Here is a 24684-nt window from a genome sequence, read left to right as displayed (position 1 = left end):
TTCAGTTTAGAAAACAAACGGAGGAATAAAGACATGAGAAAAATGATGGGCTTAGTTTTAGCAGGAGCTGCTGCATTTGCGCTGACTGCCTGCAGCGGAAACAATGCCAGTCAGAGTACAGAAGCGGCTGCGACAACAGTTCCTGGGACGCAGACAGAAGCGGCAGCTGAGACGGAGAGCGGAAGCTATACAGTCACAGATGTGCGCGGAAAGGAGATCGAATTTGATGTGGTTCCGGAGCGTGTTGCCACAGTCGGCAAGCCGTTCCCGTCCATCTACTATGCGATCGAGGGCGCAACGGACAATATCGTCGGCTGCAACCCATCTTCCATCACAGCGTACAATGAAAGCGTGCTGAAGGACATGTACCCGCAGCTGGAAAATGCAGAGACAGACTGGTGCACAAAGGATTCCACCGTAAATGTTGAGGAACTCCTGAAACTGCGCCCAGATGTTGTATTCATCTATTCGACGAATGACAAGGAAATCGAGAAGATGGAAAACGCGGGACTTAAAGTTGTGGCACTTCGAAGCGCGGAATTGGACAGTGTAAAAGAAAATCTTCAGATCATGGCAGCTGTTTGCCAGAAAGAAGAGCGCGGAGAGCAGCTGGTGCAGTATATTGACGAGGGAATCGAGGAGGTTACCTCACGCCTTGCCGATGTGTCAGAAGAGGACAAACCGACAGTCGTTGAGCTTTACAGTGATATGAATGTGTCCGTAAAACAGTATGACCACTGGATGATCCCGAGCGGAGCGAAAAATCCGGCGGAAGACCTGACAGGAAAGATGGCCGAGGTCGACATGGAGCAGATGCTTTTATGGAATCCGGATATCATCTATATTGGAAACCATTCAGATCTGATGCCATCGGATCTTTTGGAAAACAAACAGACCGGAAGAGACTGGTCCGTTATCAATGCAGTGAAGAATCATCAGGTCTATAAAATCCCGATCGGCGCTTACCGTTGGGATCCGGCAGGTGTGGAGACACCGCTCATGGTCAAGTGGGCCGCAAAGATCCAGTATCCGGATATTTTCGCCGATATGGACATGAAAGAGGAAGTGAAGGAATTCTTCGAGTTTGTTTATCAGTATGAGTTGACAGATGAACAGGTTTCTGAAATTCTGGACAACAGACAGGAATAATACATGAGAAATCTTAAGAAAAAGGAGAAATAAAAATGGAAAAAATTATAGTACTTGAAAAGGGACAGAAACTTGAATTCAGCTTTGAGGACCTGTTAAAGTATCACGGAGTAGGATATCCGGGCGGTGTAGCACACGCGTTTCAGGTCATGCAGAGAGCGTTTCCGCAGCTTGATGACGGAAAACTTCTGGAGCGCAGGGAGATCGAGCTCGTCACCGCATTTCCGGGTCCTGGAGGGCTGGATGCTTTCGAGATGGTGACCCGCTGCGTTACTGGCGGACGGATCCATGTAGACAAAGATCTGCCGGAGGCAGCAGGCATTCTGGAAAGCCCCCATGGAAGATATTATTTCCGGTTCAGCTACAGAGGAAAGACGGTGGTTGTCACCATTCGCCCGGGCTTTGTACGTCAGGATTTCATTGAGATGGCAAGAAAACCAAACCGCACCGAGGAAGAAGAAGTGATTCTGGCACAGATGAAGCGGGATATGGCAAAACGTCTTCTTGATGCAAAGCCGGAAGAGGTTTATGACGCAGTGATCTTATAGGAAACAAAGGCTGGCTGCCGGTGGAATAATCCGCTCGCGGTCGGCCTTAACTTGTTTTACGGGGAGATAATGGGGAAAAAGCAGGGCGATGTGAGAACTCTTGTGGATAACCTGCAAAAATCATGAAAAACCGCGGAAAATATACTTGCATTAGCAGTATGCATATGCTATAATTATTAAGCTGTTCTGGCGGAACAGGACATATGGCTGTAAAGCTGTATTATTTTTTATTAACGTAACGTGACTGTCAGTCATGTACCAAAAATTTTAAAGAGGTGAAAATCATGAAACAGGGAATCCACCCAAATTACTATCAGGCCAAGGTCGTTTGCAACTGCGGTAATGAATTTGTAACTGGTTCTACCAAGAAAGACATTCACGTAGAAATCTGTTCCAAATGCCATTCATTCTATACTGGTCAGCAGAAGGCTGCTTCCGCTCGCGGACGTATCGAGATGTTCAACCGTAAGTATGGTATGAAAACAGACAAATAAGGTTTGATTAGTGAAAGGTTGAGCTTTTGGATAACTCTGAAAACTCAGCCTTTTTTGTCATACAGGGAATCAAGGAGAAAAAATCAACGCAAGCTTGCTTGCAGGGGATTTTTTCTCTTTGATTCCCGCACAAACATGAACAAGCAGCCATTTTTCGTAAGAAAAATGAGCGGATTATGAATGTTTGTGGAGAATCGCGGGAGCACGAAGTGCGGAGCGATTCTGGTATGACACTATGAGACATATATGGAGGTAAAATCTTGAAATATTCCGGTATCGGGGGACAGGCAGTATTAGAGGGTATCATGATGAAGAACAAGGACAATTACGCCACGGCTGTCAGAAAGCCGGACGGCGAGATCGTTGTCAAGAAAGATACCTATGTGAGCATGACAGAAAAAGTAAAGTTTTTCTCCCTGCCGTTTGTGAGAGGAATCTTTAGTTTCGCGGACTCCATGATCCTGGGAATGCGTTCCCTGACATGGTCGGCAAGCTTCTTTGAGGACGATGAGGAGGACGAGGAGCCGGGAAAGTTCGAGAAATTTTTGATCGATACATTTGGTGAAAAAGTAGATAATGTCGTTATGTCGGCGGTGATGGTATTCTCCATCTTTATGGCGATTGCGATCTTTATGGTACTCCCGCTTTTGATCGCGGGAATCTTCCGGAAATTTATCCACTCTGAGACTGTGATGGCGATTCTTGAAGGCTGTATCCGAATTGCGATTTTCATCACCTACATTAAGGTGATCTCACGGATGGAGGACATCAAGCGGACGTTCATGTACCACGGATCGGAACATAAATGCATCAATTGCTTAGAGCATGGCCTTGTGCTCAACGTGGAGAATGTAAGAAAAAGCTCCAAAGAGCATAAGCGCTGCGGAACGAGCTTTCTTCTGATCGTTATGGTGATCAGCATCCTGTTCTTCATGGTGGTCCGTGTAGATACGATCTGGCTTCGGATCGTCAGCCGGATCGTCCTGATCCCGGTGATCGCGGGTGTCTCCTATGAGGTGCTCCGCCTTGCAGGAACCAGCAATTCGAAGATCATGGACATCGTCAGCCGTCCGGGCATGTGGATGCAGGGACTTACGACAAAGGAGCCGGATGACTCGATGATCGAGGTAGCGATTGTCGCGGTCGAGGCTGTGTTTGACTGGAAGAAATATCTGGAAGAAAATTTCCCGGAGCAGTATCCGGCAGGATATTTTGAGAGAGAAGATCAGACAGGGAAGAACGCGCAGGAGATAACGGCATGAGCGAGATGAAGAACGCTGTCGGGGCTGGAACAGGTCGGTCTGGAGATGATCTATGCGCGGGAAATAGTGTGCGTGAATTTAAGATCTGGGCAGATGTCCTAAACTACGGAAAAAAGATCTTAAAGAATGCGGGGATTGTGGAGGCGGATCTTGACGCCTGGTATCTGTTTGAGCAGAGCTTCGGGATCTCCAGGGCGCAGTATTTTCTTTGCGCAAGGGAGAACATTGTCGGAAGCACGGCACAGAAAATGACTGCTCAAGAGCAGACTGGTAATTCTTTGGAGAGCAAAAACGCGCTGGACTGTGTAGAACTGTGGCTGAAAGAGAAACTGTCAGCGTATGAGAACGCACTGAAAAAACGCGCAGCCCGCATTCCGCTGCAGCAGATCATAGGACAACAGGAGTTCATGGGACTTTCGTTCTTTGTCAATGAGCATGTACTGATCCCGAGGCAGGATACGGAGACGCTGGTGGAGCTTGTGCTGCAGGAGCAGAAGGATAAGGATATTTCGATCCTTGATATGTGTACTGGATCCGGCTGTATTGCGGTGAGCTTGAAGAAGCTTGGAGGATATGCGCATGTGGAAGGCGCGGATATCTCGGAAGAGTCGTTAAAGGTTGCAAAAAGAAATTCAGAAGAGATTCTTGAAAACAACGATGTAAATAATGATGCAGTCAGCAGCAGGACAGAACAAATACAGAATTGCACGAATCTGACAAATAATCAGAATAAACAGAATAATTCTGCAAAACGCAAGATTTCTGAAGCCAGCAAGCTGTCGCAGGCAGGTGTAACATTCCGCCACAGTGACATGTTCAGCAATTTTCCGGAGACAGAACAGTTTGATGTGATCGTTTCCAACCCACCCTACATCCCCAGCGCAGTTATCGAAGAGCTGGAACCGGAAGTGCGGGACCATGAGCCCCGGGGAGCTCTTGACGGGACCGCGGACGGGCTTTATTTTTACAGAATTCTGGCAGAAGAATGTGCCAAACATCTGACGCCGGGAGGACATGTGTATTTTGAGACCGGATATGACCAGGGAGCAGCGGTGAAGGAACTGCTGGATATCCATGGTTTTAAGGATACAAGAGTGATTCAGGATCTGGCAGGAAAAGACCGCGTTGTGTGCGGAGCCTGGCAGACCGCAGGCGTATGAGGAGGTTTTATAGATGTTTGACCGTTTGGATGACATGTTACGGCATTACGAAGAGTTAATGCTGGAATTAAATAACCCGTCGGTGGCGGAAGACCAGAGAAAATTCCGCAAGCTGATGAAGGAGCAGGCAGACCTGGCGCCGATCGTTGACGCATACAAGCAGTACAAGCAGGCGAAACAGGACGTGGAGGACAGCCTTGCGCTTCTCGATGAGGAGAGCGACGAGGAGATGAAGGAACTCGCGAAGGAAGAACTTGCCGACGCAAAGAAGAGGATCGAGGAGCTGGAACAGGAGTTAAAGATCCTGCTTCTCCCGAAAGACCCGAACGATGAGAAGAACGTAATCGTCGAGATCCGTGCCGGTGCAGGCGGAGACGAGGCAGCATTATTCGCTTCCGAGTTATACCGCATGTATGTGCACTATGCGGAGAGCCAGCACTGGAAGACAGAGATGATCAACGTCAGTGAGAGCGGAATCGGCGGCATGAAGGAAGTTGAGTTTATGATCACCGGACACGGCGCTTACTCCAAGTTAAAATACGAGAGCGGCGTCCACCGTGTACAGCGTGTCCCGGAGACAGAGTCCGGCGGAAGGATCCACACCTCCACGGCAACCGTTGCCATCATGCCGGAGGCTGAGGAATTCGACGTTGTGATCGATGATAAGGATATCCGTATTGATGTTATGCGTGCGTCCGGTAACGGCGGACAGTGTGTCAACACCACAGACTCCGCGGTGCGTTTAACCCATATCCCGACAGGAATCGTGATCTACAGCCAGACTGAGAAGTCCCAGCTTCAGAACAAGGAGAAAGCGTTCCGTTTACTGCGTTCCAAGTTATATGATATGGAGCTGGAGAGACGCCAGAATGAGGAGGCGGCAGAGCGCCGCAGCCAGATCGGTACCGGTGATCGCTCCGAGAAGATCCGTACCTACAACTTCCCGCAGGGACGTGTGACAGACCACAGGATCAAGCTGACACTCTATAAGATCGATGCCATCATGGACGGCGATATTCAGGAGCTGATCGACAGCCTGATCGCAGCTGACCAGGCGGCGAAGCTTGCGAAGATGAATGAGAACTAATTAAAAAATACCTTCGAGGACCAGAAATGATCTTCGAAGGTATTTTTTACCTCAGTCGAGAAGACTCCCACCTCTTCAGGTGGTGAGTCATAACAGATTAGTCTCAGTGGGAGTTAGGTCTCCGACTGAGAGAGACGCTCCGCGAGGATGCGCAGTGATTCTGTAAAGAATATGTAAGCTTGCGCTGACCAGAATTACGCGTCAAGTCTCATGGACGTTCGACTTGAAAAAATGGGAAATTCCAAGAAATTCCCTATTTCACAAAAGGCACATTCTCTTTATGAGAAAATAATCTTCTGCCACCGTCCGCTCTTATACCTGCAGACAAAGAAGATCCCGCGGACAAGCCAGTCGATGGTCATAGCAACCCAGACACCGAAGATTCCCATATGGAACACCATGGTCAGCAGGTAGCTGAAACCAAACCGGAACACCCACATGGAGATGATGGAGAGCACCATGGTGACCTTCACATCCGCCGCGGCGCGCAGCGTATTCGGCAGCGTGAAGGACAGCGGCCAGATCGTCACAACGCAGGCAGCATGATACAGGATAATATCGTTTGCATACTGGGCGGCCTCGTCGGAGAGATTGTAGACCGACAGGATAAACGGCAGCGCCAGGATCACGATGAGGTTTGATGCGATCAGGCAGAGATACTCCACGCGCATCATATGCTTTGTGTAATATTTTACCTGCTCGAAATCTCCCGCGCCGACGCACTGGGCGCAGACCGTGAGAAGTGCAAAGCCGAAGGACATGCCGGGCAGGATCGCAAAGTTCGCGATATTATTGCCGACCGCGTTCGCCGCCAGGGATGCGGTTCCGAGACCGGAGACGAGACTTAAAACGGCGATCTTTCCAAGCTGGAACATACTGTTCTCCAGGCCGTTCGGAATTCCGATATAGAGGATCTTTTTCAGCACATTCCACTTGATCTTAAACGGATATGGGTGCAAAATGTGAAGTTCATGTTCCTGGTTGTTTAACAAAATAAGAATCACCACGCAGGCAACACCCCGGGACACGACCGTCGGGATCGCAACGCCCTCGACACCGCGGTGAAATCCGAAGATCAAAAGCGCGTTTCCGAATACGTTGATGGAGTTCATGAGAAGTGAGGTCTTCATCGCGACATTGGAATTTCCCATGGCGCGGAAGATCGCGGCTCCCGCATTGTACATGGCGATCATCGGGATGGAAGACAGGACGATCAGCAGGTAGGTACGACTGTCCTTCATGACTTCCGGCTCGATTTTTCCGAATACATGGTACAGGATCACGTTCTGTCCGAGGTAGCCGAGAATCATAATAAAGATCGAGAACAGGAATGTGAAGTTAAAAAGCTGGGCGGTCGCTTCGCAGCCGGTTTTCGGATCTTTTCTTCCAAGATACTGTCCGGCAATCACCGCACCGCCGGTGGCGAGAGCCGTGAAGATATTGATGATGAGAAGCATGACCGTGTCGACCAGGGAAACACCGGAGACGGCTGCCTCCCCGACCCGGGCGACCATGATGGAGTCGGAAAGACCGACGGCGACCTGTAGAAACTGATCCACGATCAGGGGGATGATCAGGCGCACCAGGTCGTTCCGGCTGAAAAGACGATTATTCATATGTAGATACATCCTCCAGAAAAAAATATAATATAGGTTCTAACATATTTTTATAAGATTTGCAATTGGGAAAAGTTACGGTTTTTAAGTATGGTCCTGTGGTATGATTTCAGCGAATTTTCTTAAACAAAGGGATAGTCTATAAGAATATTTAAGAATAGAACTGCAAAGGGAAATGAATGTCGAAGAAGGTGCAGGGGCAGTTAAGAAAAGAGTCAGAAGGAAAAACAGATGTCTGCAGAGGAAAACGGACAGCGAACATTATAGGTATGATGTGAAATATGGGGAAAATTATAAAAAATCCACATAAATCTTCATGTTTTTTAAGAGAATTATAAGAGGAAGTACCTTTAAAATAAAAGGCATTTATGCTATAATGACCCCAGTATAGGGCGTAGTGTGCCCAAAAACAGATGAGAAAAGGAGAGCATATGAAAGGAATCATACTTGCCGGCGGAAGCGGCACAAGACTGTATCCGCTCACTAAGGTAACTTCCAAACAGCTTTTACCAATTTATGATAAACCAATGATCTATTATCCGTTATCCGTACTGATGAACGCAGGAATCAGAGATATCCTCATCATCTCCACACCGGACGATACTCCGAGATTCGAGGCGCTGTTAGGTGACGGAAAACAGTTCGGCGTGAACTTATCCTACGCCGTACAGCCGAGCCCGGACGGACTTGCCCAGGCCTTCATCATCGGTGAAAAATTCATCAATGGTGACTCTGTTGCGATGATCTTGGGAGATAATATCTTCCACGGACAGGGCTTAAAGAAACGTCTCCGCGCAGCTGCGGAGAAGGAGAAAGGTGCAACCGTATTCGGCTACTATGTCGATGATCCGGAGCGTTTCGGTATCGTTGAGTTCGACGAGACAGGAAAGGCAATCTCTATCGAGGAGAAGCCGGAGAAGCCGAAGTCCAACTACTGCGTAACCGGTCTTTATTTCTACGACAACCGCGTTGTGGAGTACGCAAAGAACTTAAAACCATCCGCAAGAGGCGAGCTTGAGATCACAGACCTTAACCGGATCTATCTTGAGAACGGCGAGCTGGATGTAACACTTTTAGGACAGGGCTTTACATGGCTTGACACCGGTACCCACGAGTCCTTAGTTGAGGCCACAAACTTCGTTAAGACCATCGAGACCCACCAGCACAGAAAGATCGCGTGTCTGGAAGAGATCGCCTACACGAATGGCTGGATCTCCAAGGAAGAAGTTATGGCCGCATACGAGATCTATAAGAAGAACCAGTACGGCCAGTATTTAAAGGATGTCATCGACGGAAAATATATCGACAAACTGCCGGGACACGCAGATAAGTAAAGAGAAAAAACAGCAGGCTTTCAGCGCACTCACGCCCAAACACAAAGCGTTTGAGTGGAAGCTTCTGAACTGATACAGGAAAGGATGGAACATGAGCTGAGTGTATTCCTGTAGGGAAATTTTGCAGTCAGGATCATGTTCATGAAGGAGAAATAAACACATGAAAATCATCGTAACAGGCGGCGCCGGATTTATCGGCGGCAACTTCATCCACCATATGGTAAACAAATACCCGGAGTACCAGATCGTAAACCTCGATCTCTTAACATACGCCGGAAATCTTGAGACATTAAAGCCGGTCGAGAATAAGCCGAACTACAAGTTCGTAAAGGGCGACATCGCAGACCGTAAATTCGTATTCGACCTCTTCGAAAAAGAGAAACCGGATATCGTTGTAAACTTCGCAGCGGAGAGCCATGTTGACCGTTCCGTTGTAGATCCGGAAAGCTTTGTCCGCACAAATGTTATGGGAACTACAACGCTGCTTGACGCATGCCGCACCTACGGGATCAAGCGTTACCATCAGGTTTCCACCGATGAGGTCTACGGAGATCTTCCGTTGGACCGCCCGGATCTCTTCTTCACAGAGGAGACACCGCTCCACACCTCCAGCCCGTACTCTTCCTCCAAGGCAAGCGCTGACCTTTTCGTTCTCGCTTACCACAGAACCTACGGACTCCCGGTGACGATCTCCCGCTGCTCCAACAACTATGGCCCGTACCACTTCCCGGAGAAGCTGATCCCGCTGATGATCAGCCGTGCCCTCGCAGACGAGGCGCTTCCGGTATACGGAACAGGCGAGAATGTCCGCGACTGGCTCCATGTTTCCGACCACTGTGAGGCCATCGACCTGATCATCCACAACGGACGTGTCGGTGAGGTTTATAACGTCGGCGGACACAATGAGAGAACAAACCTGGAGGTCGTTAAGACGATCTTAAAGGCATTAAATAAGCCGGAGAGCCTCATTAAATTCGTAACAGACCGCCCGGGCCACGACAGACGTTACGCCATCGACCCGACAAAGCTTGAGACAGAGCTTGGCTGGAAGCCGAAATACAACTTTGATACCGGTATCCAGCAGACGATCCAGTGGTATCTGGATAACGAGGACTGGTGGAAGCACATCTTAAGCGGTGAGTACAGCAATTACTTCGATAATATGTACGGCGACCGCCTCGGTAAAGATTTAAAGTAAGGCACTTTCAGGTGAAAGGAATAACGCGAACATGAGAGTTTTAGTAACAGGCGTAAAAGGCCAGCTTGGTCATGACGTTGTAAATGAGATGGAAAAACGCGGTCTGACTCCGATCGGAGTCGATCTTGCGGAGATGGATATTACCGATAAAGAGGCATGCGACCGTGTGATCACGGAGGCAAATGTCGAGGCGGTCATCCACTGTGCCGCTTATACAGCGGTTGACGCAGCGGAGGACAATGTGGATGTTTGCATGAAGGTCAACGCAGGCGGGACAAGAAATATCGCGGAAGTCTGCAAAAAGCTCGGCATTAAGATGATGTACATCAGCACGGACTATGTGTTCGACGGACAGGGAACCCGCCCGTGGGAGCCGGATGACGAGAGACATCCACTGAATGTCTATGGACAGTCCAAATATGAGGGAGAGCTTGCAGTCGAGGAGCTGGTAGAGAAATTCTTTACCGTCCGCATCGCCTGGGTATTCGGCGTAAACGGCAAGAACTTTATCAAGACCATGCTGCGGATCGGAAAGGAGCGAGGAGCCGCATCTGTCGTTGATGATCAGATCGGATCCCCGACCTACACTTACGATCTCGCAAGACTCCTTGTGGATATGATCCAGACCGACAAATACGGCAGATACCATGCGACCAACGAGGGACTCTGCTCCTGGTATGAGTTCGCGTGCGAGATCTTCCGCGCAGCCGGCATAGATGTCAAGGTGACACCGGTGCATTCCGATGAGTATCCGGCAGCAAAGGCAAAACGCCCGATGAACAGCCGGATGAGCAAGGAAAAGCTTACAGAGAACGGCTTCGAGCGTCTTCCGGAGTGGAAGGACGCGGTTGCGAGATATCTGAAGGAGATCACCTGGTAGAAGGATTCACTGCCTGAAAGCGGTGGAGTCTTACCGGACTGAGATAAAGATCAGGATTTGGCGATGAAAGACCGGTCCTGCTTATAAAAAGACATACGGCTGTCGGTGAAGACATGTTCTCCGGCAGCCTGTTTTATCAGAGAAAACAGGATCTGCGAAGTCCTGTCAGCAGCGTATCAATGCCGGACAGTTTGGTGCAGATGCGCATAATCTATGAAGAGACAGAAAACCGCGGACTCTATAGAGAATGAGGATATTGTTTTATGGAAATGTCCGATTCTCTATAAGGTTCGCGGTATATGGAGGAAATTGAGGAATGGGAAAATATTTTGGTACCGACGGCTTCCGCGGCGAGGCAAACGTCGATCTTACCGTGGAACATGCGTATAAAGTCGGAAGATTTCTCGGCTGGTATTATGGAAAACAGGCCAAGGGAGACCGCTGCAGAGTCGTGATCGGAAAAGACACGAGACGCTCCAGCTATATGTTTGAGTACTCCCTTGCGGCGGGACTCACAGCATCCGGCGCTGACACTTATCTCTTACATGTAACAACAACTCCGAGTGTGTCCCATGTGATCCGCACGGAAGATTTCGACTGTGGAATCATGATCTCCGCCAGCCACAATCCGTACTATGACAATGGAATCAAGGTCATGAACGGCAACGGCGAGAAGCTCGAGGATAGCGTGATCACAGAGATCGAGAAGTACTTAGACGGAGAGCTGGAAGAGATCCCGCTTGCAAAGAGAGAAAATATCGGAAGAACGCAGGATTTTGCAGCGGGAAGAAACCGCTATATCGGTTACCTGATCTCAATCGCTACGAGATCCTTCAAGGGCAAGAAAGTCGGCCTCGACTGCTCCAACGGAAGCGCCTCCTCCGTTGCGAAGAGTGTATTTGATGCCCTCGGCGCTGACACATACGTCATCAATGACAAGCCTGACGGACTGAACATCAACCGTGACTGCGGTTCCACCCATATTGAAAACCTTCAGAAATTCGTGAAGGAGAAAGGTCTCGATGTGGGCTTTGCCTATGATGGTGACGCGGACCGCTGCCTGGCTGTGGATGAGAACGGAAACGTCGTGGACGGCGACCTGATCCTCTACATCTGTGGAAAATATATGAAGGAACAGGGACTTCTGCGCAACAACAAGATTGTTACCACAGTTATGTCAAACCTTGGTCTTTACAAGGCACTTGACCGTGAGGGCATCGGCTACGAAAAGACGGCTGTCGGCGACAAATATGTATACGAGAACATGTCCAGGACCGGAAACTGCCTCGGTGGCGAGCAGTCCGGACATATCATTTTCAGCAAGTACGCGACTACCGGAGACGGAATACTGACATCTTTAAAGATCATGGAGGTCATGCTGGAGAAGAAGGAGACGCTCGGAAAGCTTGCTTCTGAGGTTACGATCCTTCCGCAGCTCCTAAAAAATGTCCGCGTGGCAGACAAGACGGCGGCATTAAATGATCCGGATGTGCAGGCAGCAGGAAAGGCCGTTGATGAGGCACTTGGAAATGACGGCAGGCTTCTTCTCCGCCAGAGCGGAACAGAGCCGCTGATCCGCGTTATGGTCGAGGCGGAGACACCGGAGATCTGCGAGAAGTATGTGGATCAGGTGATCGATGTATTGAAGAAAAAAGGTCATGTGACAGAAGGCTGATTGCTTGAAATATAAAAGATGAACGATGAGGCAGTGAAAAAATTCGCTGCCTCATTTTATATACGGTTACAGTCTCAGAAAGGCTTGGGAGGTGTATAGTGACTTCATAGTGACTTCATAGTTACTTTTCATGGGTAAGAATTTTCTGAACTGAAAATTCCGTATGATATCGTTATGACCGCGGATTTTGTCGATACGGAATGCAAAGCATCGGCAAAATCCTGTTACAGTGTGCGGGCATGGAGTGCCCGTGTACTGTAACACTTCATATCTCCTATATCTAAATGTTATGGCATAGATCCTTGCGATTCCATTTTCACAGTGATATAATGAAAAAACGGAAAAGGACGGTCAAAAACGCGACCGTCGATTGAATTTCACAAAAAAAGGACTGATGAAAATGGGGTTAGACCTAAAAGCGTAACATTGTTTATAATTGAGAAGTACAGCGTGGTTTACCGACTCCGTGGCCTGCGACTATGAAGCTGGAGGGAAACTGCAGTGCCTGGAAAGACTGCATGATTACAAAAATTCATGAAATGCAGGAATGAAAATAACTTTTATCAGAAAAGCGGAGGAAAGAAACTATGATGAATTATAAGAGATATCAGAGAGTACCGGTCATGAATTACCCGGAGCGGGAGTGGCCGAATAAAGAGATTGAGAAAGCGCCGATCTGGTGCAGCGTGGATCTGCGCGACGGCAACCAGGCCCTTGTTGAGCCAATGGTTGTTGAAGAAAAGATTGAAATGTTCAATATGCTGGTGCAGATGGGCTTTAAGGAGATCGAGATCGGTTTCCCGGCCGCTTCCCAGATCGAATTTGACTTTTTAAGGCAGCTTGTTGAGCGCAGGCTGATCCCGGATGATGTGACGGTCCAGGTTCTGACCCAGTGTCGTGACCACCTGTTAAAGAGAACCTTCGAGTCCATCCAGGGAATTCCAAAGGCAGTTGTACATATTTACAATTCTACATCCACCTTACAGCGTGATGTTGTATTCCATATGGACCGCGAGGAGATCAAGCAGATCGCCATCGATGGCGTCGATATGGTAAAGAAGTACATGAAAGATTATGACGGAAAAGTGATCCTGGAGTATTCCCCGGAGAGCTTTACCGGAACAGAGATGGACTATGCGCTTGATATCTGCAACGCGGTCCAGAGAGCATGGGGACCGACACCGGACAATAAGATGATCATCAACCTTCCGTCCACTGTCGAGATGACGACGCCGAACGTATTTGCAGACCAGATCGAGTGGATGAGCAAACATCTGGAGAACCGCGAGAGCATCATTTTAAGCGTTCATCCGCATAATGACCGCGGAACAGGTGTCGCTGCTGCAGAACTTGCAATGCTTGCAGGCGCTGACCGCGTTGAGGGAACCCTGTTCGGAAATGGTGAGCGTACCGGAAACGTGGATATCCTGACCATCGCCTACAATATGTTCTCTCAGGGAATCGACCCAGAGCTTGAAATCGGCGATATCAAGAAGATCGCGGAAGTTTACGAGCGCTGCACAAAGATGCATATCGATCCGCGTCATCCGTACGCTGGAAAGCTGGTATTTACTGCATTCTCCGGTTCCCATCAGGATGCTATCAACAAGGGAATGCATGTGCTTATGGAAAGAAAGAGCGAGATCTGGCAGGTTCCGTATCTGCCGATCGATCCGTCCGATATCGGAAGAGAGTACGAGCCGGTGGTCCGTATCAACAGCCAGTCCGGAAAGGGCGGTGTTGCTTTCGTTATGGACAGCTTCTTTGGATTCAAGCTTCCACGCGGCATGCACAAAGAGTTCGCGGATGTGATCCAGAAGATCGCAGAGAAGCAGGGAGAGGTCGCACCGGAACAGATCATGGAAGAGTTCCGCATCGAGTATCTCGACCGCAAGGAACCGTACCACTTCCGCAAGTGCAAGACCACAGATTTCGAGTCCGGAGACCAGTTCACAACCGTTGCTGTTGTTACCTACTCTAACCACGGCGAGACAAAACAGTTTGAAGGTGTCGGAAACGGCCCGATCGATGCTGTGAAACGCGGACTGGAGGAGGAGCTTGGTATCTCAATCAAGGTTCTCGATTACAGCGAGCATGCGCTGACATCCGGTTCCGGGGCACAGGCGGCTTCCTATATCCACCTGATGGATCAGAAGACCGGCAAGGTGACATACGGTGTCGGCATCAGCTCCAACATCACGAGAGCATCCTTAAGAGGTATCTTCAGTGCAGTTAACCGTCTGTTTGGAGATGCAGAGTAAAATAAAAATGTCGGATATACGTTCAGTGCTGCGGTAAGACATAGGGAGAAACTGCAGTGTCCGGCGGCAAATCATAAGAAAATTTTAAATGCGGCAGAAATGGGAATGCAATCCTGTTTTTGCCGCATTTTTGCGTCATATTTTTAATGAAATGTAAGGAAAAAGAGAAGAGTTTTTAGGAAGTTTTCTGTATAATACAAGTACAAACAAAAAACGAAAGATATCTAACGGAGATATCGAAAACAAATAGCCACCGTGGGAACGATGAAAAGGAAACCGGTGGGAAAGTGAAAAAGTATATTCCGGAAACGGAAATATTTAGAAGAGGAGGGTTTCTATGAAGAAGAGATATTTTGCAGGTGCAGCAGTTGCGGCGATGATTTTAACCGCAGGAATGGCGACGACCTCTTTTGCGGACTGGTCGCAGCAGAATGGAAAATGGTATTACTACAATGACAACAACGGACGCCTCGTTCGGAATGACTGGGTATGCTCCAAGGATGCATGGTATTATATGGATTACAATGGAGTGATGCAGACAAACAGCCTGATCGATGATACTTATTATGTAAACGAGAATGGTGTCATGATCACAAACACATGGAAGTACATCAACAACAGCCGCTGGAACGAGAGCGGATGGAGATATTTTGGAGCGAACGGAAAGGCGTACACAAACGGCTGGAAACAGATCAATGACGTGTGGTACCACTTTACGGATTCCGTTTTGGATATCGGCTGGGTGGAGATCGATGGTAAGATCTATCATTTAGAAGATTCCGGAGCTATGACGACGGGCTGGAGAAAACTGGCGGACAGAGAGGATGACTGGGGTGAGTACTGGTACTATTTTAATTCCAGTGGAAAGCTGATCTATGATGGTGAGCTGAAGATCTCCGGTGAGACCTATATCTTTGACCACAGCGGAAGGATGCTGACTGGCTGGGTAAATGAGTCTGATTACACATCTACAGGACGTGACGACCTCTCCAACAGCGATGTCAATGCCCTTCGCTACTTCCGCAGCGGCGGACAGCAGATGAACGGCTGGAGATATATGGCATCCCCGGATGACGCTGAGGAAAACTGGTACTACTTTAAAGATGGCCGCGCATACTCCACATCCTATAAAACAACGGAGGCCTGCGGATACGGAATAGCAAAGATCAAGGGCGAGACCTACTGCTTTGATAAAAAGGGCCGCATGAAGACAGGTCTTGTGGAGCTGAGCGACGGCAGAAAGTTCTACTTTGACAGTGACGGAAAGATGAAGACCGGGCGGATCGTGATCAACGACGATAACCATGACAACGAAGTATTCTACTTCACAACTTCCGGCAGTATCGGAACGAGAGGCGACGGATTCACGGGTGTGAAGGACGGAAGTCTCTACGAGAACGGACGCCTTGTGAGTGCGGAAGAAGGAATGAAGTACGAGAAAGTCACCGTTGACGGAAAGACATATGTAGTCAATGAATCCGGTAAGGTTAAGACCAGCGGAACCGTGACAGATGCGGACGGCGTGAAATATAAGATCACGAAGGATCAGAACGGTGGATATAATGTAGAAGTTTCCTGGTAGGAATGGATACAAAAAGCTTGATTATATAAAGGATGATGACGGCGATGTTTTTATTGAATTGAAAAGAAAGTGTGTCTATTACATTATCTCATATGATTAGGAGGGAATGAATAGCTATGAAGAAAGCAAATTTTTTTATTTATCATCTTTGACAGTTATTTTGTTTAATATATTCTTTATTGGCTTTATTCTGAAAAACGGACATAAAGAATATATTCCTCCGGCAGGAGTCATTACATTTGAATATTGGAATGAGCTGGTAAAAAATCCAGAATTAGTCGATGAAGTACTGGCAAGTAATGTTGCGAATATTTCAAGCGTATCATGCATTATATTTGTGCTTGAAATTCTATATGCACTGGCTGTTTACGATAGTTTAAGAAGTAGAGACGGACGATGGATACTACTCATAGTTCCTATAGCTTTTATCTCATACAAGATATGTCGACAGCTTTTCATAACGTATATCCCGGTGTACCATATGTTTATGCTGCTTCTACCGACTGAATTTGTATCAATAGTTCTGGAAGTCTTAAATTTATATGCGTATAGAAGATCTCGTAGCAGGGAAATGCTGAAAAACAGTACACACAGATAATGTAGAATTTCATAGAAACCCATAAAGAGAGACCCCGGCGGGCAGCTGCCGGGGTCTTTCGCGTTTTTTGGGGAAAAGACAGATGGATATGCCGATTGAAACGGTCTGCGCAGATGAAAAGTGGTAAAATATGAAACGAACAAATGTTTGCATATAAAATGGAATTGTGGTATACTGACCGTAACACGGGACAGTAACCGGAATCCATGGAAAACGTATAGTCCCGGAACTCTGTGAGAATGATAAAGCAAAAGCAGACATGGCAAAGAGGAGAAACACAATGCCGAAGCAATATATAAAAATACGAGGTGCCAACGAGCACAACTTAAAAAATATTTCCCTGGATATCCCGAGAAATGAGCTGGTAGTCCTGACCGGACTTTCCGGATCGGGAAAATCTTCTCTGGCATTTGATACGATCTACGCGGAGGGACAGAGACGCTATATGGAGTCTCTGTCCTCCTATGCGCGTCAGTTCTTAGGCCAGATGGAAAAGCCGGATGTTGAGAGCATCGAGGGACTTTCCCCGGCGATCTCCATCGACCAGAAATCCACGAACCGCAACCCGCGTTCCACCGTAGGAACTGTGACGGAGATATACGACTATATGCGTCTTCTGTACGCGAGGATCGGTATCCCCCACTGCCCGAAGTGCGGCAGGGAGATCCGGAAACAGACCGTGGACCAGATGGTGGACCAGATCATGACACTGCCGGAGCGGACGAAAATCCAGCTTTTAGCGCCAATGGTCCGTGGAAGAAAAGGACGTCATGAGAAGGTTCTGGAACAGGCGAAACGCAGCGGTTATGTCCGCGTGATGATCGATGGAAATCTCCACGAGCTGTCTGAGGAGATCACGCTGGAGAAGAATGTCAAGCACAATATCGAGATCGTTGTGGACCGTCTCGTTGTGAAGCCGGGGATCGAGAAACGTCTGACGGACTCCATCGAGACGGTGATGAAGCTGTCAGATGGTCTGATGATCGTGGATGTAGCTGGCGGCGAGCCGATCAACTTCAGCCAGAGCTTTTCCTGCCCGGACTGCGGGATCAGCATCGAGGAGGTGGAGCCGCGAAGCTTCTCCTTCAACAACCCGTTCGGCGCCTGCCCGGACTGTTTCGGTCTGGGATATAAGATGGAATTTGATGAGGATCTGATGATCCCGGATAAGTCCCTGAGTATCAACGAGGGAGCAATCGTCGTTCTCGGCTGGCAGTCCTGCGCGAAGCCGGGAAGCTTTTCAAGGGCGATCTTAGATGCCCTGGCGGCAGAGTATCACTTTGATCTTGATACTCCGTTCAAAGATTATCCGAAGGAGATCCATGATATCCTGATCTACGGAACCGGCGGAAAGGAAGTAAAGGTCCACTATACAGGACAGAGGGGAACCGGTGTTTATGACGTGGCCTTTGAGGGTCTGATCGAGAACGTAAACCGCCGTTACCGGGAGACATTCTCCCAGGCCAGCAAGGCAGAGTACGAGAGCTTTATGCGGATCACACCGTGTACCACCTGTCATGGACAGCGTTTAAAGCAGTCTTCTCTGGCGGTGACGGTAGGTGGGCTGAATATTTACGAGGCTACGAATATGTCTATCGTAAAATTCAGGGAGTTTATCGATGATCTGAAGCTATCCGAGATGCAGAAGATGATCGGTGAACAGATTTTGAAGGAAATCCGGGCGAGGATCAGCTTCCTGATCGACGTGGGACTGGATTATCTGTCCTTATCCCGGGCGACCGGTACCCTTTCCGGCGGCGAGGCACAGCGGATCCGTCTGGCGACCCAGATCGGCTCCGGACTTGTGGGGGTTGCCTATATCCTTGATGAGCCGAGTATCGGACTGCACCAGAGAGATAACGATAAGCTGTTGAAAACGCTGGAACATCTCCGGGATCTCGGAAACAGTGTGATCGTCGTGGAACACGATGAGGATACGATGCGGGCGGCGGACTGTATCGTGGATATCGGTCCGGGGGCCGGGGAACACGGCGGAAATGTGGTCGCTGTGGGAACGGCAGCCCAGATCATGAAGTGTAAAGAATCGATCACCGGTGCGTATTTAAGCGGCCGGATCAAAATTCCGGTGCCGAAGGAGAGAAGAAGCCCCACAGGCTGGATCAAAATCCGCGGCGCGAGGGAGAATAACCTGAAAAATATCGATGTGGATGTGCCACTTGGAATTATGACCTGCGTGACCGGTGTGTCGGGATCGGGAAAGAGCTCCCTGATCAACGAGATCCTCTATAAGGCGCTGGCGAAAAAGCTGAACCGTGCCCGGACGATCCCGGGAGATCACGACGGAATCGATGGTGTGGAACAGCTGGATAAGATCATCGCCATCGACCAGTCCCCGATCGGAAGAACGCCGAGATCAAACCCGGCGACCTACACTGGTGTGTTTGACCTGATCCGTGATCTTTTTGCAGCGACCACCGATGCGAAGGCGAAGGGATACTCAAAGGGACGGTTCAGCTTCAACGTGAAGGGCGGTCGATGCGAGGCCTGCAGCGGTGACGGAATCATCAAGATCGAAATGCATTTCCTTCCGGATGTCTATGTGCCCTGCGAGGTCTGCGGCGGAAAGCGGTACAACCGTGAGACTCTGGAAGTGAAGTATAAGGGAAAGAGCATTTACGATGTGCTGAATATGACCGTGGAGGAGGCGCTAAAGTTCTTTGAGAATGTGCCGTCTATCGCGAGAAAGATTGCGACATTGAACGATGTGGGACTTTCCTATATCCGTCTCGGACAGCCCTCAACGGAGCTTTCCGGCGGCGAGGCGCAGCGGATCAAGCTCGCCACAGAGCTTTCCAGACGCGGAACCGGAAAAACAATCTATATCCTCGATGAGCCGACGACAGGACTCCACTTCGCGGATGTCCATAAGCTGGTGGAGATCTTAAGAAAGCTTTCCGAAGGTGGAAATACGGTGGTTGTGATTGAGCACAATCTGGATGTGATCAAGACCGCGGATTATATTATCGACATGGGACCGGAAGGCGGAGACCGCGGCGGTACCGTGATCGCGAAAGGAACGCCGGAGGAGATCGTGAAGGTTCCGGAGTCCTATACGGGGCAGTATGTCAAGCGGTATCTTGAGAACGGAGATGCCGGTTCAGACGAGTAAAGGTTACTTTTCATGGGTAGGAATTTTCTGAACTGAAAATTCCGTATGATACCGTTATGACCGCGGATTTTGCCGATTCGGAATGCGAAGCATCGGCAAAATCCTGTTACAGTGCGCGGGCATGGAGTGCCCGTGTACTGTAACGAGTAAAGAAATGAAAGTTTTGAATCATCACTTGGAATACTTCCGGCGGTATGTTATACTAAAATAATAAGAAAATCATAATTGTCCAACAGTAATTTCTATTACAGTTCAGCCGTACGTTGGTTTGTCTGAACTGAATTTCCTGCTATCGGGCAGTTATGTAAAACAGAGATCACACAGGAGGAATAAGCCCATGCTGTTAGTAAAAAACGCAAAAGTTTACGCACCGGAATATCTCGGAGTGAAGGATATCCTGATCGCCGGAGGAAGGATCGAAAGAATCGCGGATCATCTGCCGGAGTATGAGGGATGTGAAGTAATCGACGGAACCGGAAAGATCGTGACTCCAGGTATTATCGACCGTCATGTCCATGTGACCGGAGGCGGCGGAGAAGGAAGCTTCCACACTCAGGCACCGCAGGTCCAGCTGTCCAGCCTGATCAAGGGTGGTGTTACAACTGTACTTGGACTTTTGGGAACTGACGGAATCAGCAGAAGCGTGGAGAATCTTTTAGCAAAGGTAAAAGCGTTAAAAGAAGAGGGAATTTCCGCTTATGCGATCTGCGGAGCCTATGGTTATCCGAGTACGACCGTGACCGGAAGTGTCAGCAAGGACATTATGTTTATCGATGAGATCCTTGGAGTGAAGCTTGCGATCTCTGATCACCGTGCGCCGAATATCACGACAGAGGAACTGATCCGTCTGGCCAGTGATGTCCGCACCGCAGGAATGCTGAGTGGAAAACCTGGATTTATCTGCCTTCACATGGGCGGAGATAAGAGAGCATTAAAACCGGTATTTGAGGCATTAGAGCGCACCTCGATTCCGCCGAAAACATTTCAGCCGACTCACGTGGGACGCAACGCGAACCTCTTAGAGGATGCGTTTAAGTTCGCGAAGATGGGCGGAACGATCGACCTCACCTGTGGGGAATCTGAAAGTAAGTTCCACTCTGTTGCAGATGCTGTCAAGAAAGCGAAAAAAGAAGGAGTTCCAATGGAGAAGGTGACCATGAGCTCCGACGGACAGGGAAGCTGGTCTAACTATGATGCAGAAGGAAAACTTGTGGAGATCGGTGTTTCCGATGTGGATACGATCTACCGTCAGATCGTCTACATGGTAAAAGAAGAAAATATGGATTTGGAGGAACTTCTGGCTCTCGGAACTAAGAATCCGGCGATGGCTCTGGAATTATATCCGAAAAAGGGTGCTGTGAAGGAAGAAAGTGATGCGGATATCCTGATCATGAATGAAGATCTCTCTCTTGATACGGTGATCGCTATGGGCGTGCCTATGATGAGAGACGGGAAAATCCTTAAAAAGGGAACGTATGAGAAATAATGTTGCTGCTTGCACGAGGTGCAAATGTGCCTGACTATGTACAGGAACCTTCATACGTTACAGTACACGGGCACTCCATGCCCGCGCACTGTAACAGGATTTTGCCGATGCTTCGCATTCCGAATCGGCAAAATCCACTACCACCACTGTATTGTACGGAATTTTCAGTTCAGAAAATTCCTACCTGAGTACAGTAACCTTCATACTTATTAAAGTACAGGTTTTGAGCACGAAAAACGCATGAGTAAATAAATTGTGAACATGCCCCTTTTCTGGTAAAATTAAAAGAAAAGGGGCGTTGGTATATGCAGGAATTATTAGATTGGCTGGAATACATAGAAGATGATCGCCAGCAAAGAAAAATTTGTCACACATTAAAAGATATTCTTGTTATTGTGTTGTTCGCAACGTTAGCGAATGCGGATGACTGGGTAGAAATGGCATTGTTTGCGGAAAATTATCAGGACTATCTTCGTAAGTATATCGAGTTAAAGAACGGGATTCCATCCCATGATACGATCAGACGTGTTATGGGGATGATATCACCAGAAATCTTACAACAACTCTATGGAAAATGGAAGGACCGATTAAATCAGGATGATGGAGAGCTGCTGAAAAAAATCATCTGTATTGATGGAAAAACCATGCGTTCCAATAAAAGGGGAGCTGGAAAGGCAGCTCACATTGTATCCGCGTGGAGTAAAGAGGATGGTTTTTGTCTTAGACAAAAAGCTGTTGAAGAAAAAAGCAATGAAATCGTAGTGATTCCAGAATTGTTGGATAAGATCCAGATAAAAGGCCAGACCGTAACGATTGATGCAATGGGAACACAGACTGCAATAGCGGAAAAAATAAAGAAAAAACGGGCAGATTATGTTCTTGCATTGAAGAGAAATCAAAACAGCCTGTATGAGGATGTGCAGGAATACTTTTCGGATGAAGAGTTTCAAAAAAGAATCCGTGCGAGCGGTAATTACAAAAAGACACAGGAAAAGGCACATGGTCAGGTTGAAATAAGGGAGTATTATCAAACAGAAGATATTAAATGGTTAAGTCAGAAAAAGAACTGGAAAGGGCTGTCCAGTATCGTGATGGAAAAGAAAACGATAGAGAAGGATGGAAAGAGAAGGATAGAGTATCGTTATTTTATCAGTAGTTTAAAGGCAGATATAGAGCAGATCAGTCGTGCAGTCAGAGGACATTGGAGTATAGAAAGTATGCACTGGCATTTGGATGTAACATTCCGGGAAGATGCAAACACAACGTTAGATAAAATGGCAGCACAAAATTTGAATATCATAAGAAAATGGAGCCTAAGTATTTTGAAGCCGGCACAAATGACAAGGCATAAGTTGTCGATGAGAAAGAAAAGGTTCGTAGTTAGCATGCGTCCAATTCAGTATCTGGAAGAACTTTTAGAAGCTTAAAAATAGCTGAAAACAGAATTGGTGGTAGACAATCATTCATGCGTTTGTCGTGAGGTTTTGAGGGAAAGCACTTGCCAAGTTTCTATGAATCCCTTATAATTAGTTCCAAATAGGAAAATTTATATCTGTCCGGCATTCCGGCACAAATCGATGCGGATTGCCGGGCAGTTATCAAGAAGTACATGCACATATTTCAGGAGGCACCCGATGAATCAGGAAAAAATTATTGTTATCGACTTCGGCGGCCAGTACAATCAGCTGGTTGCCCGTCGTGTCCGTGAATGCCATGTATACTGTGAGATCTACTCCTACCGGACTCCGATCGAACAGATCAAGGCAATGAATCCGAAAGGAATCATCTTAACCGGAGGTCCGAACAGCGTTTATGAGGAAGGTGCTGCTACATGCAGCAAGGAACTGTTTGAGATGGGCGTTCCGGTACTCGGACTCTGCTACGGCGCGCAGCTGATGTCCCACGTTCTCGGCGGACATGTATGCAAGGCACCGGTTCGTGAGTACGGCAAGATCGAAGTGACTGTGGATAAGACAAGCAAGCTTTTCGGAGATGTATCCGAGAAGACGATCTGCTGGATGAGCCACAATGACTACATCGAGAAAGAAGCACCTGGATTCAGAATCGTCGCACATACTCCGGACTGTCCGGTTGCAGCCGCTGAGTGCGAGGAGAAGAAATTATATGCGATCCAGTTCCATCCGGAAGTTCTTCATACTCAGGAAGGTACAAAGATGCTCCATAACTTCATCTATGAAGTCTGTGGATGTGCCGGAACATGGAAGATGGACGCATTTGTTGAAAACAGCATCAAAGCGATCCGCGAGAAAGTTGGAAATGGAAAAGTTCTCTGTGCATTATCCGGCGGAGTTGACTCTTCTGTTGCAGCTGTTATGCTCGCAAAGGCAGTTGGCGACCAGCTCACCTGTGTATTCGTTGATCACGGTCTTCTCCGTAAGAATGAAGGCGACGAGGTAGAGGAAGTATTTGGACCGAATGGCCCGTATGATCTGAACTTTATCCGTGTAAACGCGCAGCAGCGTTTCTACGATAAATTAGCAGGCGTTGAGGAGCCGGAGAGAAAGAGAAAGATCATAGGTGAGGAGTTCATCCGTGTATTCGAGGAAGAGGCAAAGAAGATCGGTGCTGTTGACTTCCTTGTACAGGGAACAATTTATCCGGACGTTGTAGAGAGTGGTCTCGGTGGAGAATCTGCAGTGATCAAATCCCACCACAATGTCGGAGGACTTCCAGATTACGTTGACTTCAAGGAAATTATCGAGCCGCTCCGCGACCTGTTCAAGGACGAGGTTCGTAAAGCCGGTCTGGAACTTGGAATTCCGGAGAAGCTTGTATACCGCCAGCCGTTCCCGGGTCCGGGACTTGGTATCCGTATTATCGGCGCCGTAACACCGGAGAAAGTAAAGATGGTACAGGAAGCTGACGCGATCTATCGCGAAGAGATCGCAAAGGCAGGAATCGACCGCAATATCGGTCAGTACTTCGCAGCCCTGACCAATATGCGCTCCGTAGGCGTTATGGGTGATGAGAGAACCTACGACTACGCGATTGCCCTGAGAGCCGTAAACACCATCGACTTTATGACTGCCGAGGCTGCTGAGATTCCGTGGGAAGTTCTCGGAATTGTATCAAGTCGTATTGTCAACGAAGTACCGCATGTTAACCGCGTACTCTATGACTGCACAGGGAAACCGCCGGCTACGATTGAGTTTGAGTAAACAATGTTCTCGTCCCACCCAGACTCATCCAAGTGTCCGAGTGAA

General features: G+C 48.3%; 18 protein-coding genes. 17 read left to right on the top strand and 1 reads right to left on the bottom strand.

Annotation, left to right across the window (positions count from 1 at the left end; all coding sequences use genetic code 11):
• Positions 1-33 precede the first annotated feature (33 nt).
• The 6 genes from DW677_RS10330 to prfA all read left to right on the top strand — a co-directional run bounded on the left by DW677_RS10330 (position 34) and on the right by prfA (position 5700).
• Positions 34-1149: an ABC transporter substrate-binding protein gene (locus DW677_RS10330; RefSeq protein WP_117470446.1), complete on the top strand. Its 1116-nt coding sequence runs from the start codon at positions 34-36 to the stop codon at positions 1147-1149.
• Positions 1150-1184: 35 nt separating this feature from the next.
• Positions 1185-1697, top strand: a complete 513-nt coding sequence (locus tag DW677_RS10325) for a hypothetical protein (RefSeq protein WP_117470445.1) — start codon at positions 1185-1187, stop codon at positions 1695-1697.
• A gap of 284 nt (positions 1698-1981) precedes the next feature.
• The gene (rpmE, locus tag DW677_RS10320; RefSeq protein ID WP_015552500.1) at positions 1982-2191 is read left to right on the top strand and encodes a 50S ribosomal protein L31; all 210 of its coding nucleotides are present in this window, start codon (positions 1982-1984) and stop codon (positions 2189-2191) included.
• A gap of 260 nt (positions 2192-2451) precedes the next feature.
• Positions 2452-3453 carry a DUF1385 domain-containing protein gene (locus DW677_RS10315; protein ID WP_021905622.1) on the top strand — a complete coding sequence of 334 codons (1002 nt, stop codon included), beginning with the start codon at positions 2452-2454 and terminating at the stop codon, positions 3451-3453.
• Positions 3450-4613, top strand: coding sequence for a HemK/PrmC family methyltransferase (locus DW677_RS10310; protein ID WP_242992146.1), 1164 nt, complete (start codon positions 3450-3452; stop codon positions 4611-4613). Before DW677_RS10315 ends, DW677_RS10310 begins: the two co-directional genes overlap by 4 nt.
• 13 nt (positions 4614-4626) lie before the next feature.
• Entirely contained in the window at positions 4627-5700 is a 1074-nt protein-coding gene (gene prfA / locus DW677_RS10305; protein ID WP_015552502.1) for a peptide chain release factor 1, read from the top strand.
• A gap of 278 nt (positions 5701-5978) precedes the next feature.
• On the opposite strand, the gene DW677_RS10300 is transcribed toward prfA, so the two are convergent.
• Positions 5979-7316: an MATE family efflux transporter gene (locus DW677_RS10300; protein ID WP_117567128.1), complete on the bottom strand. Its 1338-nt coding sequence runs from the start codon at positions 7314-7316 to the stop codon at positions 5979-5981.
• Positions 7317-7747: 431 nt separating this feature from the next.
• Between DW677_RS10300 and rfbA the strand changes: the two genes are divergently transcribed.
• The 11 genes from rfbA (at position 7748) to guaA (ending at position 24639) form a co-directional block, all read left to right on the top strand.
• Entirely contained in the window at positions 7748-8650 is a 903-nt protein-coding gene (gene rfbA / locus DW677_RS10295) for a glucose-1-phosphate thymidylyltransferase RfbA (protein WP_015552504.1), read from the top strand.
• Positions 8651-8810: 160 nt separating this feature from the next.
• A complete protein-coding gene (gene rfbB / locus DW677_RS10290) occupies positions 8811-9848 on the top strand; it encodes a dTDP-glucose 4,6-dehydratase (protein WP_015552506.1) in 1038 nt (345 codons plus the stop codon).
• Between the two features lie 31 nt (positions 9849-9879).
• Positions 9880-10728, top strand: a complete 849-nt coding sequence (rfbD, locus tag DW677_RS10285; protein ID WP_117552685.1) for a dTDP-4-dehydrorhamnose reductase — start codon at positions 9880-9882, stop codon at positions 10726-10728.
• A gap of 316 nt (positions 10729-11044) precedes the next feature.
• The gene (gene glmM, locus DW677_RS10280) at positions 11045-12403 is read left to right on the top strand and encodes a phosphoglucosamine mutase (protein ID WP_117567126.1); all 1359 of its coding nucleotides are present in this window, start codon (positions 11045-11047) and stop codon (positions 12401-12403) included.
• Positions 12404-12990: 587 nt separating this feature from the next.
• Positions 12991-14664 (top strand): 2-isopropylmalate synthase, encoded by a 1674-nt coding sequence (gene leuA, locus DW677_RS10275; RefSeq protein ID WP_117567124.1) that lies wholly within the window; start codon positions 12991-12993, stop codon positions 14662-14664.
• Positions 14665-15001: 337 nt separating this feature from the next.
• Complete coding sequence (locus DW677_RS10270) at positions 15002-16246, top strand: FOG: Glucan-binding domain (YG repeat) (protein ID WP_015552510.1); 1245 nt, start codon at positions 15002-15004, stop codon at positions 16244-16246.
• Between the two features lie 106 nt (positions 16247-16352).
• Complete coding sequence (locus DW677_RS10265) at positions 16353-16844, top strand: hypothetical protein (protein ID WP_117567122.1); 492 nt, start codon at positions 16353-16355, stop codon at positions 16842-16844.
• 280 nt (positions 16845-17124) lie between these two features.
• Positions 17125-19974, top strand: a complete 2850-nt coding sequence (uvrA, locus tag DW677_RS10260; RefSeq protein ID WP_117567121.1) for an excinuclease ABC subunit UvrA — start codon at positions 17125-17127, stop codon at positions 19972-19974.
• Positions 19975-20311: 337 nt separating this feature from the next.
• Complete coding sequence (gene iadA, locus DW677_RS10255) at positions 20312-21460, top strand: beta-aspartyl-peptidase (RefSeq protein WP_117470439.1); 1149 nt, start codon at positions 20312-20314, stop codon at positions 21458-21460.
• Positions 21461-21765: 305 nt separating this feature from the next.
• Positions 21766-22887: an ISAs1 family transposase gene (locus tag DW677_RS10250; RefSeq protein WP_117567119.1), complete on the top strand. Its 1122-nt coding sequence runs from the start codon at positions 21766-21768 to the stop codon at positions 22885-22887.
• Between the two features lie 207 nt (positions 22888-23094).
• A complete protein-coding gene (guaA, locus tag DW677_RS10245; RefSeq protein WP_117567117.1) occupies positions 23095-24639 on the top strand; it encodes a glutamine-hydrolyzing GMP synthase in 1545 nt (514 codons plus the stop codon).
• Positions 24640-24684 lie beyond the last annotated feature (45 nt).

The organism is Clostridium sp. AM25-23AC (assembly GCF_003435125.1).
In the GTDB taxonomy this organism is placed as follows: Bacteria; Bacillota; Clostridia; order Lachnospirales; family Lachnospiraceae; genus Pilosibacter; species Pilosibacter fragilis.
This window is presented reverse-complemented; position numbering and strand designations above follow the sequence as displayed.